Source organism: Nocardioides secundeburneus (assembly GCF_039939255.1).
Classification (GTDB): domain Bacteria; phylum Actinomycetota; class Actinomycetes; order Propionibacteriales; family Nocardioidaceae; genus Nocardioides.
In genome coordinates, this window is record NZ_JBDUUE010000005.1 from 244,066 (window position 1) to 257,792 (window position 13,727).

At 72.4% G+C, this 13,727-nt stretch carries 10 protein-coding genes and 1 pseudogene; 4 read left to right on the forward strand and 7 right to left on the reverse strand.

Annotated features, from left to right (window positions below; translation table 11 throughout):
- Window positions 1-18: 18 nt before the first annotated feature.
- Window positions 19-1,230: a coiled-coil domain-containing protein gene (locus ABFT23_RS14935; RefSeq protein ID WP_347896512.1), complete on the reverse strand. Its 1,212-nt coding sequence runs from the start codon at window positions 1,228-1,230 to the stop codon at window positions 19-21.
- 23 nt (window positions 1,231-1,253) lie between these two features.
- On the opposite strand from ABFT23_RS14935, the gene ABFT23_RS14940 reads away from it, so the two are divergent.
- A complete protein-coding gene (locus ABFT23_RS14940) occupies window positions 1,254-1,991 on the forward strand; it encodes an HNH endonuclease family protein (RefSeq protein WP_347896514.1) in 738 nt (245 codons plus the stop codon).
- 51 nt (window positions 1,992-2,042) lie between these two features.
- Here the strand turns inward: ABFT23_RS14940 and ABFT23_RS14945 are convergent, their stop codons facing one another.
- Together ABFT23_RS14945 and ABFT23_RS14950 are read right to left on the reverse strand one after the other, a co-directional pair.
- Window positions 2,043-3,131 carry a DUF475 domain-containing protein gene (locus ABFT23_RS14945; protein ID WP_347896516.1) on the reverse strand — a complete coding sequence of 363 codons (1,089 nt, stop codon included), beginning with the start codon at window positions 3,129-3,131 and terminating at the stop codon, window positions 2,043-2,045.
- A 128-nt stretch (window positions 3,132-3,259) separates the two neighbouring features.
- Window positions 3,260-3,841 (reverse strand): TerD family protein, encoded by a 582-nt coding sequence (locus ABFT23_RS14950; RefSeq protein ID WP_347896518.1) that lies wholly within the window; start codon window positions 3,839-3,841, stop codon window positions 3,260-3,262.
- 157 nt (window positions 3,842-3,998) lie between these two features.
- On the opposite strand from ABFT23_RS14950, the gene ABFT23_RS14955 reads away from it, so the two are divergent.
- Window positions 3,999-6,152, forward strand: coding sequence for a molybdopterin-dependent oxidoreductase (locus ABFT23_RS14955; protein WP_347896520.1), 2,154 nt, complete (start codon window positions 3,999-4,001; stop codon window positions 6,150-6,152).
- A 54-nt stretch (window positions 6,153-6,206) separates the two neighbouring features.
- Here the strand turns inward: ABFT23_RS14955 and ABFT23_RS14960 are convergent.
- Window positions 6,207-8,261: pseudogene (locus ABFT23_RS14960) on the reverse strand (MMPL family transporter); the annotation flags it as partial.
- 110 nt (window positions 8,262-8,371) lie between these two features.
- Between ABFT23_RS14960 and ABFT23_RS14965 the strand changes: the two are divergent.
- Both ABFT23_RS14965 and ABFT23_RS14970 read left to right on the forward strand, forming a co-directional pair.
- The gene (locus ABFT23_RS14965) at window positions 8,372-9,571 is read left to right on the forward strand and encodes a sensor histidine kinase (protein ID WP_347896522.1); all 1,200 of its coding nucleotides are present in this window, start codon (window positions 8,372-8,374) and stop codon (window positions 9,569-9,571) included.
- Entirely contained in the window at window positions 9,523-10,164 is a 642-nt protein-coding gene (locus ABFT23_RS14970) for a response regulator transcription factor (protein WP_347896524.1), read from the forward strand. Before ABFT23_RS14965 ends, ABFT23_RS14970 begins: the two co-directional genes overlap by 49 nt.
- Window positions 10,165-10,191: 27 nt before the next feature.
- Here the strand turns inward: ABFT23_RS14970 and ABFT23_RS14975 are convergent, their stop codons facing one another.
- From ABFT23_RS14975 to ABFT23_RS14985, 3 genes are all read right to left on the reverse strand, one after another.
- Complete coding sequence (locus ABFT23_RS14975) at window positions 10,192-11,007, reverse strand: phosphate ABC transporter ATP-binding protein (RefSeq protein ID WP_347896529.1); 816 nt, start codon at window positions 11,005-11,007, stop codon at window positions 10,192-10,194.
- Window positions 11,008-11,094: 87 nt separating this feature from the next.
- Entirely contained in the window at window positions 11,095-12,669 is a 1,575-nt protein-coding gene (locus ABFT23_RS14980) for an Ig-like domain repeat protein (RefSeq protein ID WP_347896531.1), read from the reverse strand.
- A 103-nt stretch (window positions 12,670-12,772) separates the two neighbouring features.
- Window positions 12,773-13,726, reverse strand: a complete 954-nt coding sequence (locus ABFT23_RS14985) for a sortase (protein ID WP_347896533.1) — start codon at window positions 13,724-13,726, stop codon at window positions 12,773-12,775.
- Window position 13,727 lies beyond the last annotated feature (1 nt).

Genomic DNA, 13,727 nt, shown 5'->3' on the forward strand with positions numbered 1-13,727 from the left:
CGCCTCGACCGGGTGCGGTCACAGGCCGCGGTAGCGCTCGACCTGGACCTTGACGGCCTCGGTGATCCGGTCGGCCTCCGAGAGCATCGCCCAGTAGTCGGGGTGCGCGCCCTGGAGCGAGGTGCGCAGGCCGTCGAGACGGCGTGCGAGGGCGTCGAGCTCGCGGGCCACGTTCTCGCGGCCGGGCTTGTGCGTCGTGGTGACGAGCAGCTGGGCGTCGCGGAGCCGGAAGCGCACCTTGCGGATGACCTCCTCGGGGTCGGCCTTGACGGCACGCAACGCGTCGATGCGGTCGCCGGGGCCGTCGACGCCGTCCTTGGCGGCGTCGAGCGCGGCGCGGGCCTCGTCGAGCAGGCGGAGCGGCAGGCCCCAGTCGGCGCCGGCCTCGACGAGCCGGTCGAAGTCGCGCAGCTTGGTCCGGGCGAGCGCGACCTGCTCCTGCACCGAGCGCTCGTCGGCCTCCAGGTCGCGCCAGTTGCCCATGCTGAACTCGCGGCGCAGGGTCGCGAGGTCGCTGTGCATGCGCTCGAGGCGCGACTCGACGGCGTCGACCGCCGTGCGCAGCGACGACCGACGGGTGCGGGCCTTGGCGACGCGCTGGGGGTAGTCGGCAGCGAGCCGCTCGGCCTCGACGGCGAGCGACTCGAGCTCCTTCGCGGCCTGCTCGAGCGCGGGGAAGCCCGCGGCGGGCTGCCACTCGGTGGCCGTGGTCGCGGCCGCGCGGGTGCGGCCGAGGATGCCGTTGAGCTCGGGGACGTCGAGACCCGACTTCTTGAGGGCGGCCGCCGCCTCGGCGACCCGTCGGGTCTGGGCGGTGGCCTGCTCCTTGAGCTGTCGACCACGCTGCACCTGCTGGCCGATGCGGGTCAGCTCGGCGTCGTAGTCGTTGACGACCTGGTCCATCGCATCGGCGTGCTCGGCGATGCGCGGCCCGACGTCGGCGTAGGCGCGATGGGCGGCGCCCAGCGCGCGGTGGTCGAGCGTCTCGTCGAACGGGTGCGCATCGAGCGTGGACAGGTACTCGGCGATCAGCTTGTCGGCCTCCTGGTCGAGCACCCGGAAGCGCGGCACCAGCCCGGACGACGCCGCCCGCTCGGGCAGGTAGGCCTGGAAGCTCTCGACCATGCCGCGCAGGGTGCGCTGGGAGGAGTCGAGGTGCTGGAAGTCGAGCATCAGCTGGTCGAGCGCGGCCCTGGTCGCCTCGCGCTGCGACTCAGGGGTTCGGCTCACCACGCAGGTATCCTATGAGGACCGTGCACAGCTCTCGACGCCGCTTCGCCCTCTGCTCCGTCGCGCTCGTGATCGTCGGCCTCGTCGCGTGCTCCGAGGTCGCCGACCCGCCCTCCCCGGCGCCGTCCCCGCCACCCTCGTCTGCGAGGCCGCTCGCGCCGGCCGACGGCCCCGACCGGGCCCGCGAGCTGCTCGCCGAGGTGACGGTCGTCGAGCGGCGTCCCGACGTGCCGGGCTACGACCGCTCGTGCAGCCCCGGCGACGGCTGCGTGTTCGGCACCGAGTGGAGCGACGCGACCGACGCGCCCCTGTCGCGCAACGGCTGCGACACCCGCAACGACGTGCTGGCCCGCGACCTCACCGACGTCCGGTTCTCGCGCCGCAGCCCCGACTGCGACGTCACGGGCGGCACGCTGGCCGACCCCTACACCGGTCGCGAGATGGACTACGCGACCGAGGGGTCGCAGATCCACGTCGACCACCTGTTCCCGCTCGCCGCCGCCTGGGACCTCGGTGCCGCCGGCTGGACGCCGGAGCGGCGGGAAAGGTTCGCCAACGACGTCGACCTCGAGCTGCTCGCCGTCGAGGGCTCGGCCAACCTGAGCAAGGGCGACAGCACGCCGGCCAGCTGGCTCCCGCCCCGCAAGGCGTTCCGGTGCACCTACGTGACCGCCTACCTCGAGGTGGCCCACGCCTACGACCTGGCGATCACCGAGGCCGACGTCCGCGTGATCGAGCCGGTGCTGACGAAGAGCTGCTGACCCCCGCCGTCCGGCAGGACGACGGGGGTCAGCAGCACGACCGGCCGGCGGTCACACGTGGAGGCTGTGGTCCTCGTCGGCGTGGCTGCGGTTGTAGAGGATGCTCGACCACACCGCGGCGGCGATGAAGCCGACGCCGATGAGGCCGATGACGACCTCGGGCGCGTGCCAGCCCGGCGAGACCAGGAGCAGGAACGCGAGGGCCGCGATCGCCCAGTGCGCGCCGTGCTCGAGGAAGACGTACTCGCTGAGCGTGCCCTTGTTGACCAGGTAGATCGTGATCGAGCGGACGTAGAAGGCGCCGACGCCGAGACCGATCGCGATGATGATCGGGTCGGAGGTGATCGCGAACGCGCCGATCACGCCGTCGAAGCTGAACGAGGCGTCGAGCAGCTCGAGGTAGAGGAACAGCGAGAACGCCGCCTTGCCGGTGGCCTTGGCGACCTCGCCGCGCGCTCGGGCGGCGACCGCCTCGTCGCTCTCGTCGTCGTCGTCGAAGCCGCCGTCGAAGAAGTCGCCGAGGCCGCCCACCACGAGGTAGAGGATGATGCCCATGATGCCGGCGTAGAGCATGTCGGCACGGTGCTCCTCGAAGATCGTGCCGAAGACGAACAGCACGATGAGGCCGATCGCCGGCGAGATCGCCGGGAACGACGCCGCCCGGGCGAACGCCTTCTCGACCGGGGCGATCCAGTGGTGCTCCTTCTCGTCGTCGAAGACGAAGTCGAGGAAGATCATCAGCAGGAACATGCCGCCGAAGGCGGCGATGAGCGGGCGCGCCTCCTCGAGGTACCAGCCGTAGGTGCCCTCGACGTGCGGGTCGCCCTTCTCGAGCGCCAGCTCCCACGCCTCGACCGGCGACAGGCCGGCGGTGACGAAGACGATGACGAGCGGGAACAGCAGCCGCATGCCGAAGACGGCGATGATGATGCCGACGGTCAAGAACATCTTGACCCAGAACTCCGACATCCTGACGAGCACCTTGGCGTTGACCACGGCGTTGTCGAAGGACAGCGAGACCTCGAGGACGATCAGGATGGCGGTGATCGCCAGCCCCGTGGCGCCGCCGTAGAAGTACGCCGCCACGAGGCCGATGAGGGTGATGACGAAAGCCCAACGAAGGGTCTTCAGGAGCTCCACGCGGAGAGTCTTTCTGGGAGTTTCGATCGGTCGTCGGAGGTAACGACCGACACCGGCCCCGAGGCCGGGCGGTGCTGGTGCTGGGTGCTACTGGGTGCTACGGGTGGTGCTCGTGCCTGAGGCGTCGATCAGAGGTTGACGCCGTAGTCGCGGACGATGCCCGCGAGGCCCGAGGCGTAGCCCTGGCCGATGGCGCGGAACTTCCACTCGGCGCCGTTGCGGTAGATCTCGCCGAAGACCATCGCGGTCTCGCTCGAGGCGTCCTCGGAGAGGTCGTAGCGGGCGAGCTCGGTGCCGTTCTCGGAGTTGACGACGCGGATGAACGCGCCGGTGACCTGACCGAAGTTCTGCCCCCGCGCGTCGGCCTGGTCGATCGAGACCGTGAACACGACCTTGTCGGTGTCGGCGGCGAGGCCGGCCAGGTTGACGTCGACGACCTCGTCGTCGCCGTCGCCCTCGCCGGTGCGGTTGTCGCCCTGGTGGACGACGTTGCCGTCGGGCGAGGTGAGGTTGTTGTAGAAGATGAAGTGCTGGTCGGAGATGACCTTGCCGTCGGCGCCGCACTGCAGGGCCGAGGCGTCGAGGTCGAAGTCCTGACCGGTCGTCGTGCGGACGTCCCAGCCGAGACCGACGATCACCTTGTTGAGACCGGCGGGCCCGGCCTCCTTGGTCAGGGAGACGTTTCCGCCCTTGGACAAGCTGACGACCATGTCGACTTCCTCGCTTCGGTTCGGGGGTCGGGCACGCGGTCGCGGGCCCGTGGCGTGGCAACCCTACAAACGGAACAAGACACCCGACAGTTTCGGGGTCCGATATTCGCGACGCTTCGCCGCGACGCCACCCGGTCCGATCGGGCAGCATGACCGCATGGGCGTCCTCCAGCAGCCTCCTGTCCCTGCCGGCTTCACCGGCACGCGCCTCGGCGTGTGCAACCTGTGCGAGGCGATCTGCGGCCTGCGACTGACGATCGAGGACGGCGCGGTCACCGGCGTCCGCGGCAACCCCGACGACCCGCTCTCGCGCGGGCACGTGTGCCCGAAGGGCGTCGCGCTGGCCGACGTCTACGCCGACCCCGACCGGTTGCGCCGTCCGGTGCGACGGGTGCCGGGGGTCGACGGCGGGCCCGACACGTGGGAGGAGCTGGCGTGGGACGACGCGCTCGACCTGGTCGCCGACCGGCTCGCGGCCACGATCGGCGAGCACGGCGGCAACGCGGTCGGCGTCTACCTCGGCAACCCCAACGCGCACTCGCTCGGCTTCGGCACCCACGGCGCGGGCTTCGTGCGCTCGCTGCGCACCCAGAACCGGTTCAGCGCCTCGACGGTCGACCAGGTGCCGCACCAGCTGGTCGCGTGGCAGATGTACGGCCACCAGCTGATGATCGCGGTGCCCGACCTCGACCGCACCACGTTCTTCCTCGTCGTCGGCGCCAACCCGATGGCCTCCAACGGCTCGCTGATGACGGTGCCCGACTTCCCCGCCCGGGTGCGCGAGCTGAAGGCGCGCGGCGGTCGGATGGTCGTGCTCGACCCCCGACGCACCGAGACGGCCAAGGTCGCCGACGAGCACCACTTCGTGCGCCCCGGCACCGACGCCGCCGTCCTGCTCGCGATGCTGCACGTGCTCGTCGACGAGGGCCTGGCCCGCCCGCCGGCCTACGTCGACGGCCTCGACCACCTCGCCGAGCTGGTCGCGCCGTTCACGCCCGAGCGGGCAGAGACGTTCTCGGGGGTGCCGGCCGACGTCGTCCGGGGGCTGGCGCGCGACCTCGCGGGCGCCGACGCCGGCGTGGTCTACGGCCGCATGGGCGTGTCGACGCAGGGCTTCGGCACCGTCTGCCAGTGGGCCATCGCCTGCCTCAACCTGCTCTCGGGCCACTTCGACCGGCCTGGCGGCGCGATGTTCCCCGAGCCGGCCGTCGACACCGTCGGACGACGCATCCTCGGCCCCGGTCGCCACGGCCGGTGGCGCAGCCGGGTGCGTGACGAGCCGGAGTTCGCCGGCGAGCTGCCTGCCGCGGTGATGGCCGAGGAGATCACCACGCCCGGCGAGGGGCGTCTGCGGGCGATGGTCACCGTCGCCGGCAACCCGGTGCTCTCCACGCCCGACGGACGCCGTCTGGCCGAGGCCCTCGACCAGCTCGACACCATGGTCGCGATCGACTTCTACCTCAACGAGACCACGCGCCACGCCGACGTCGTCCTGCCGCCCACGAGTGCCCTGGAGCGCGACCAGTACGACCTGGTCTTCCACGGCTTCGCCGTGCGCAACACCGCCCGGTTCACCTCGGCGGTGTTCGCGCGCGACGACGACCAGCGCCACGACTGGGAGATCTTCGGCGGCCTCGCCACCCGCATCGCCGACCGGCTCGGCACGCCCCTCGCAGACGACGCCGCTGCGCAGCTGGCCGCCGCACCGGCCGACCTGGTCGAGCTGCTGCTCGACTCCGGCGGCCGCACCACCGCGGCCGAGCTCGTCGAGCACCCCGAGGGCGTCGACCTCGGCCCGTTGCGCCCCACGATGCCCGAGCGGCTGCAGACCGACGGCCGGCGCATCGACCTGGTGCCCGAGATCGTCGTCGCCGACCTGCCCCGCCTGGAGGCCGCTCTGGCCGAGCAGCACGAGCCCGACGAGCTGGTGCTGATCGGGCGCCGCCACCAACGCGACTGCAACTCCTGGCTCCACAACACGACCCGTCTGACGAAAGGCCGGCCGCGCCACCACCTGCTCATGCACCCCGACGACCTGAGCGTCCGCGGCATCGCCGACGGGGCCCGGGTCGTCGTGACCTCACGGGTCGGAGCGGTCGAGGTCGAGGTCACCGCGGCCGACGACATGATGCGCGGCGTCGTCTCGCTCCCCCACAGCTACGGGCACCAGCTTCCCGGCACGCGGTTGGCGCACGCCAGCACCGTCCCGGGTGTCTCGATCAACGACCTCACCGACCCCGACCGGCTCGACGCCGTCTCGGGCAACGCGGCGCTCAACGGGGTCCCGGTCACGGTCGCCGCCGCGCGCTGAGGGCCACCAGGCCCGCTCCCCCAGCAGCACCAGCGCCGCGGGCAGCATCACGAGCCGCACCAGCGTGGCGTCGAGCAGGATCGCGGCCGACAGCGCGACGCCCATCATCTTCATCTCGAGCATCGACAGGGTCGCGAAGATCGCGAACACCGAGACCATGACCGCGGCCGCGCTCGTGACGACGCCCGCGGTCTCGGTGATGCCGCGCCGCACGGCCTCGCGGGTCGGCAGGCCGGCGTCCACGAGCTCACGGACCCGGCTGAGCACGAACACGTGGTAGTCCATCGAGAGCCCGACCAGCACCACGAGCACGAACAGCGGCAGCCAGTCGATGACGAAGCCCGGCGAGGTGAAGCCGAGCAGGTCGGCGCCGACGCCGTGCTGGAACACCACGACCATGAGCCCGAACGCGACGCCGACCGAGGCCAGGTTGAGCAGCGCCGAGAGCCCGGCGAGCACGAGGCTGCGGAAAGTCGTCAGCATGATCACGCATGTCAGCAGCAGCACGAACCCGATGATCAGCGGCAGTCGGTCGGCCAGGCGGTCGGCGAAGTCCATGCTCTGTGCCGGTCCGCCGCCGACGGCCGTCTCCGCACCGAGCCCGTCGAACGCCGCCGGTACCAGCCGGTCACGGAGGTCGCGCAGGGCGCCGTCGACCCGCTCGTCCGACTCCGCGTAGGGCATCGCCAGGTCGAGCACCGTCGTCCGGCCGTCGGACGACGTACGGGGCTCGGCACCGGTGTCGACGACGTCGCCGGTCGCGACGGCGTCGGCGGTGAGGGTGGCGAGCGCGGCCTCGACCCGGCCGGCCTGCGCGTCGTCCGTGCGGACGACGACCGTCGCCGTCGCGCCCTCCGACGGGAACGCCGCGGCGAGGTCGCGCGCGGTCTGCACCGCGGGGATCGAGGCCGGCAGGGTGTCGAGGTTCGCCGAGTGGATGCGCAGGCCGAGCGCCGGCACGGCGAACGCGCCGACGACGACCGTCGAGAGCACCAGCGCCGCCACCGGACGGCGCACCACGGGCGCGAGCAGCCGTCCACTGAGCCCACCGCGGCCGATGCGGGCGTTGAGTCGCCACAGCAGGGGCACGCGCGGCCGGTCGACCCAGCGACCGAGCGCGACGAGCAGCGCCGGGAGCACGGTGATCGAGCCCAGCACGGCCACGCCGACCACGAGGATCGAGCCGACGGCGAGCGAGTCGAAGGTGACGTCGCCGACCAGGAACAGCCCCGCCATGGCGGCGACGACGGCGCCGCCGGAGACGAGGATCGAGTGCCCGGACGTCTCGGCGGCCACCTCGACGGCGTCGAGGGTGCTGCGCCCGAGGGCGCGCTCCTCGCGCTCGCGCTTGAGGTAGAACAGCGAGTAGTCGACGCCGACGGCCATGCCGATCAGCACGATCATGCTGGTCACGGTGCTCTCGGCCGGCACGAGGTGCGAGAGCGGCGCCATCACGCCGATCGTGGCGGCCACGCTGCTGGCGGCGAGCAGCACCGGCAGCCCCGCGGCGACGAGCGCGCCGAACGCGAGCAGCATCAGCGCGAGCGTGATGGGCAGGCTGATCCCCTCGGCCGACTCGAGGTCCTCCCCCACGCGTTCGTCGACGGCGGCCTCGATCGTGGCGTCGCCCGCGACGCGGACGTCGACGTCGGGGTGCTCGTCGGCCGCCGCGGCGACGGCGGCGACGACGTGCTCGGCGACGTCGTCCGGCAGGTCGCCGTCGCGAGCGAGCTGGGCCGGCAGGAGCAACGCGGAACGATCGGCGCTCCACGTCGGGTCGCCGACCTCGGTGATGCCCTCGACGTCGGCGAGGGCACGGGCGACGTCGGACACGGCCGCGAGAGCGCTGCTCTCGTCGAGCGGGCCGACGGCGGTGATCAGCACGTTCTCGGTGGACGGCGTCTCCAGGCCGGCCTCGGCGATCAGGGCGTCGGCGCGGCCGGACTCGCCGTGGCGGTAGTCGGCGTTGTCCGCCTCGCTGGTGGGCACGAACGAGGCGAGCGACACGGCAACTGCTACGAACACGAACCAGGAAGCGATGGCTCGCCAGGGGTGGGTGGCGCTCCAGCGAGCGGCCTGCCGCGGGAGGGCGGTGAGGTGGGTGGTCATGCCGACCAGCCTCGGGATCGCGGGCCGGCGGAGCAGGGGCGCGACCACCCCGGTCCGTGGTGGTGCCTGCACCCCTGCGCGTCGGCCTCGCCAGAGGGCAGGATCTACCCATGACCACCGACGAGCACGTCGACGAGCAGGTCGACGAGCAGGTCGACGAGCAGGTCGACCGCACGCCGGGGCAGCTGCGCCTCACCGGGTACGTCCTCGCCCAGCTGGCGCTCGGCATCGTGGCACTGGTCTGCGCGATCCTCACCGTCGTCGGCGCCGCGCTGATGGTGGTCTGGGTGGGCACGCTGCTGCTCGCCGTCTCGCTGCCCCTGACCCGCCTGATCGCCGACGCCCACCGACGCATGGCCGCCGACGTGCTCGGTCTCGACGCCCCGCGGCCCTACCGCGCACTGCCCGACCACCCCTGGCAGAAGCTGCTCACGGTGGCGCGGGACCCGATGACCTACCGCGACCTGCTCTGGTGCGTGTGGGCGTGCACGCTCGGCTGGGTCTACGCGCTGATCTGCCTGCTCGAGCTGCTGGTCGTCGTCACGTGGCCGCTGTGGTGGTGGGGCCTGGGCTACCAGATGCGGCTGCGCAGCCACGTCGACCTGTGGTTCCTCGCCACCAGCCACACCGAGAGGCTGGAGAAGCGGGTCGCGGTGCTCACCGAGACCCGGGCCGACGCCGTCGACACCGCCGCGGCCGAGCTGCGCCGCCTCGAGCGCGACCTCCACGACGGCCCGCAGGCCCGCCTGGTCGCGTTGTCGATGAGCCTCGGACTCGCCGAGCAGCTGCTCGCCACCGACCCCGACGGTGCTCGCCGGCTCGTCGGCGACGCCCGCGAGACGACGTCCACCGCGATCGGCGAGCTGCGCTCCGTCGTCCGCGGCATCCACCCGCCGGTGCTCGCCGACCGTGGGTTGGTCGGCGCGGTGCAGGCGCTCGCGCTCGACATGGCGGTGCCGGTCACGGTGACCGCCGACCTCGACGGCCGGCCGCCCGCGCCGGTCGAGTCCGCGGTCTACTTCGGCGTGGCCGAGTGCCTGGCCAACATCGGCAAGCACGCCGGGTCGTCGTCCGCCTCGATCGCGCTGACCCACGACGGTGAGCGCCTGCGCGCCACGGTCGCCGACGACGGCGTGGGCGGCGCCGATCCCGATGCCGGGACCGGCATGCTGGGCCTGCGTCGACGGCTGGCCGCCTTCGACGGCACGATGACGGTGAGCAGCCCGACCGGCGGGCCGACCGAGGTGGTCCTGGAGGTGCCGTGCGACTTGTCCTCGCCGAGGACCACGCCCTCCTCCGAGCCGGGATGATCCAGCTGCTCGAGGCCAACGGGTTCACGCTCCTGCACGCCGCGGTCGACGAGCCGTCGCTCGTCGAGGCGCTGCGCGACCCCGATGCCGAGGCCGCCGTGGTCGACGTCCGGCTGCCACCGGGGCAATCCGACGAGGGCCTGCGCGCCGCGATCGCCGTCCGGACGGCGCGACCAGGGTTCCCGGTCATGGTGATCTCGCAGTACGTCGAGCACCTCTACGCCCGCGAGCTGCTGGCCAGCGGTGACGGCGCTGTCGGCTACCTGCTCAAGGACCGCGTCTCCGACGTCGCCGAGTTCGTCGACGGCGTCCGCCGCGTCGCCGCCGGCGCGACTGTGCTCGACCCCGAGGTCGTCGCCGCCGTCATGGCCCGGCGCCGCGACGAGCCGCTCGACCGGTTGACGCAGCGCGAGCGCGAGGTGCTCGCGCTGATGGCCGAGGGCCGCGCCAACGCCGCCATCGCGACCCGGCTCGTCGTCACCGAGAAGGCGGTCGCCAAGCACATCAACTCGATCTTCACCAAGCTCGACCTCTCGGCCGCCGACGACGACCACAAGCGGGTGCGGGCCGTGCTCGCGTGGCTGCGGGTCTGAAGCCCGGGCTGCCGGGCGGAGGGTCGCTCAGCCGAAGCGGCCGTTGACGTAGTCGGAGGTCCGCTGGTCGAGCGGGTTCTGGAACATGGCCGTGGTGTCGCCGTGCTCGACGATGACGCCGGGAGTGCCGTGCGAGGCGAGGAAGAACGCGCACTGGCCCGACACGCGGGCGGCCTGCTGCATGTTGTGGGTGACGATGACGATGGTGACCTCGCGGGCCAGCTCGAGCATCGTCTCCTCGATGACCCGCGTCGACGTGGGGTCGAGGGCCGAGCAGGGCTCGTCCATCAGCAGCACGCGAGGCTTGATGGCGAGCGAGCGGGCGATGCACAGCCGCTGCTGCTGACCGCCCGAGAGACCGCCGCCGGGGGCGTCGAGGCGGTCCTTGACCTCGGTCCAGAGGCCGCCCTTGACGAGACAGGACTCGACGATCGCGTCCTTCTCCGACTTCGAGGCCTTGGTGCCGGTGAGCTTGAGCCCGGCGAGCACGTTCTCGCGGATCGACATCGCCGGGAACGGGTTGGGCTTCTGGAAGACCATGCCGATCGCGCGGCGGGCGTCCATGAGCCGGCGCGACGGGTTGTAGACGTCGGTGCCGTCGAGCAGCACCTCGCCGGCCAGCGAGGCCGACGGCACCAGCTCGTGCATGCGGTTGAGGATGCGCAGGAACGTCGACTTGCCGCAGCCAGACGGGCCGATGAGGGCCGTGATGCCGCCGGCCGGCATGACGAGCGAGACGCGGTCGAGGACCTTGCGGTCGCCGAACCAGGCGGTGATGTCGCGGGCCTCGATCTCGGCGAGGTGCGACGTCGGGACGGCGGGGTCGGGCAGGACGGCGGTCATGCGGTTTCTCCAGGTGTTCCGGGTGTCTCGAGGTCGGACGGAGCATCGGGCGGCCGCGAGGAGCGGCCGCCCGACGTCCGAGAGGTGCTACTTCTTGAACGTGATGGTGAAGGTCTTGGCCGAGCCGAAGCCGTTGGCGTCGCCGCCCCAGGTGATCCTCAGCGTGGACTTGCCCTTGCCGACCTTGGCCTTCTGCAGGGTCAGGGTGACCTTGCCGGCCTTCAGGGTGCCGGTACCGACGGTCTTGGCACCCTTCTTGACGACGACCTTGCCGGTCGGCGCGACGGCGGTGCCGCCGAGCTTGACGGCGACGACGCCCTTGGCGGCCTTGGCCTTCTTCGCGACCGACGCGGCGAAGGTCTCGGTGATCGCCGAGGCGGCCTTCACCTTGACGGTGCCGGCGCCGGACGAGGCGACGAAGGCCGAGTCGGCGGTCGGGGTGTAGACGGCGCGGACGGCGTAGGCCTTGGGCGCACGGTTGGTCAGGCTGAGCGTGGCGACGCCGCCGATGAGCGGCTTGGTGCCGAGGCTGGTGGCGCCGTCGAAGAACTGCACCGTGCCGGTCGGGGTCGGGCTACCGGTGACGCGGGCGGTGATGCGCAGAGCCTTGGCCGACGGGGAGACGCCGGTGACGGTGACCCGGGTGGCGACCGGGGCGGCCGGCTCGTTGGTGACCAGGTTCGTGGGGGTCGCCTGCGACGACTGGCCGCACACACCGCGAGGCGCGCGGGCGAGCTGCTTGAAGCCGGCGGCCTCGATCTCGTCGGTGGCGTCGTCGGAGCAGACGTAGCCGCTCGGGCCGAAGAGGGCCTGGATGGTCGGGTTGCCGAGGTCGGCGCCGCGGACGACGTTGTAGAGCGCACGGTCGGCGGTGAAGCCAGCCGTGAGGCGGAGCGCGGTGCCGGCCAGGCCGGCGCGGCCGGCCGAGAACGGCGCGATGGCGTTGGGGTTGCTGCGGATCGGGGTCGCGTCGTGCTCCTGGACCTCCATGACCTTGGCACCGAGCGTGACGTCGACGTTGCCGTTGGCCTGCTTGAGCTGGGCCAGGAAGAAGGAGCGCGTGCCGGAACCGCCCTGAGGGATCATCGGCTCGATGACGCCCGACCTGGTCGGGTCGATCTGGCTCCAGTTGGTCACGGTGCCCTGGTAGATCTTCACCATGTCCGCGGGCGTGATGGTGGCGGGGGCGTTCGACGGCACCTGGTTCGACACGGCGAGCTTCAGCGTGTCGAGGGCGAACGGGAACTGCTGCAGGCCGGCGGCGACCTCGGCGGTGTTGGCGGGGTCGGCGACCGAGTTCGACGCACGCGCGAAGTCGACGTCGGGGTTGTTGCCCGTGCCGTAGAGGGTCTTCTTGCCGTTGCCGGAACCGTTGGGGCGGGTGACGGCTCCGCTGGGCAGCGCGATCGTCCCGCCACCGGTGGCGGCATACGTCGCGAGCTTCGGGGCGCCGGCCGCGACGGTCGCGTTGTAGGACTCGGCCAGCCGCTTGACGGCGTTCTGGCTGGTGTCGGACCCGACGCCGATGACGTCGGTCGCGGCGGGCGTGAAGGTCGTGTCGTCGGCGTCGACGGCCGCGTGCGCGGTGCCGGCGGTGAAGGCGAGGACCGACCCGGTCACGGCGACCGTGACGGCGCCGGCGAGGGACTTGCGAACGTACATCTCGGAGATGCTCCTTGGTTCGGTAGGCAGTGGTGGTGCTACGTGGACGTGCAGGTGGAGCAGGTGGTGCGTGTGCCGGCGCGCCCGAACGCGCGGGTACGGGTCAGAGGAGGTTGGGGAGCAGGCGCATGCCCGTGTCGGTGGCGACCCAGGCGAGGCTGATCGCGGCCGGGCCGGCGACCGTCCAGACGAGGACGGCCGACCAGCGCTGGCGGGCGAGGACGACGAGCACGCTGAGGCCCACGAGGAGTGCGAGCCAGAGTGCGAGGAGCGGGAGCGCCGCGGTGTCCCGCTCCATCTCCTGCTCCGCCTGGGGCGCGGTCAGGCCGTAGCCGCCCGGGGTCGGGAAGGACTCGCGCGCCACCGCGTCGACGTAGACCGTCGTCTGCGGCGTCAACGCGGACAACCACCCGCCGTCGCCCTCGGCCGAGACGAAGGTGACGACCGCGGCCTGCGGGTCGTCGAACGCGGGGACGGGGTCGCCCTCGTGCCGCACGCCGATGACCTCGAGCGTCTTGGCACCCTGGGAGGTCAGCACCTCGACGTCGTCGCCCCGTCGCAGCTCGCCGAGGTGGGCGAACGGCGCGCCGTAGGTCGCGGCCCGACCCATGACGACGGAGAACCCGCGTTGCCCGGGCAGCGGAGTGCCGCGGAGGTGACCGGGGCCGTCGAGCAGGTCGCCCGACGCCGTGCCCTCGACGACGACCTCCTCGACGCCGATCGCCGGGATCTCGAGGATGGCCACCGGCGCGCCTGCGGCGATCTCGGGGCCGAGCGGCGCCGTCGTCTCGGCGAGCTGCACCCGGAAGTCGGCGTAGAGCAGGGCCTGCTCCCGGTCGTGGGCGACGCCGCTGAGCACCAGCAGCTGGAGCACGGCCCAGACGCAGACCAGGGTGACCATCGTGCTCGTCGTCGCGACCACGGCCCCGACGCCCTGCGGCGCCGGTCGTGGTGCGCGGGGAGCCCGCGGGGCGCGGGCCTTCTGGCGCCGCGGCGTGGGCGGCTGGACGACGGGCACCACCTCGGTCGACGCGGCGTCGGCGTGGGATTCGACCATG

Coding starts and splice junctions, on each gene's coding strand:
- ABFT23_RS14950 (WP_347896518.1), bottom strand. CDS start 3,841: ATGGTCGTCAGCTTGTCCAAGGGCGGAAACGTCTCCCTGACCAAGGAG.
- ABFT23_RS14955 (WP_347896520.1), top strand. CDS start 3,999: ATGGGCGTCCTCCAGCAGCCTCCTGTCCCTGCCGGCTTCACCGGCACG.
- ABFT23_RS14965 (WP_347896522.1), top strand. CDS start 8,372: ATGACCACCGACGAGCACGTCGACGAGCAGGTCGACGAGCAGGTCGAC.
- ABFT23_RS14975 (WP_347896529.1), bottom strand. CDS start 11,007: ATGACCGCCGTCCTGCCCGACCCCGCCGTCCCGACGTCGCACCTCGCC.
- ABFT23_RS14980 (WP_347896531.1), bottom strand. CDS start 12,669: ATGTACGTTCGCAAGTCCCTCGCCGGCGCCGTCACGGTCGCCGTGACC.
- ABFT23_RS14985 (WP_347896533.1), bottom strand. CDS start 13,726: ATGGTCGAATCCCACGCCGACGCCGCGTCGACCGAGGTGGTGCCCGTC.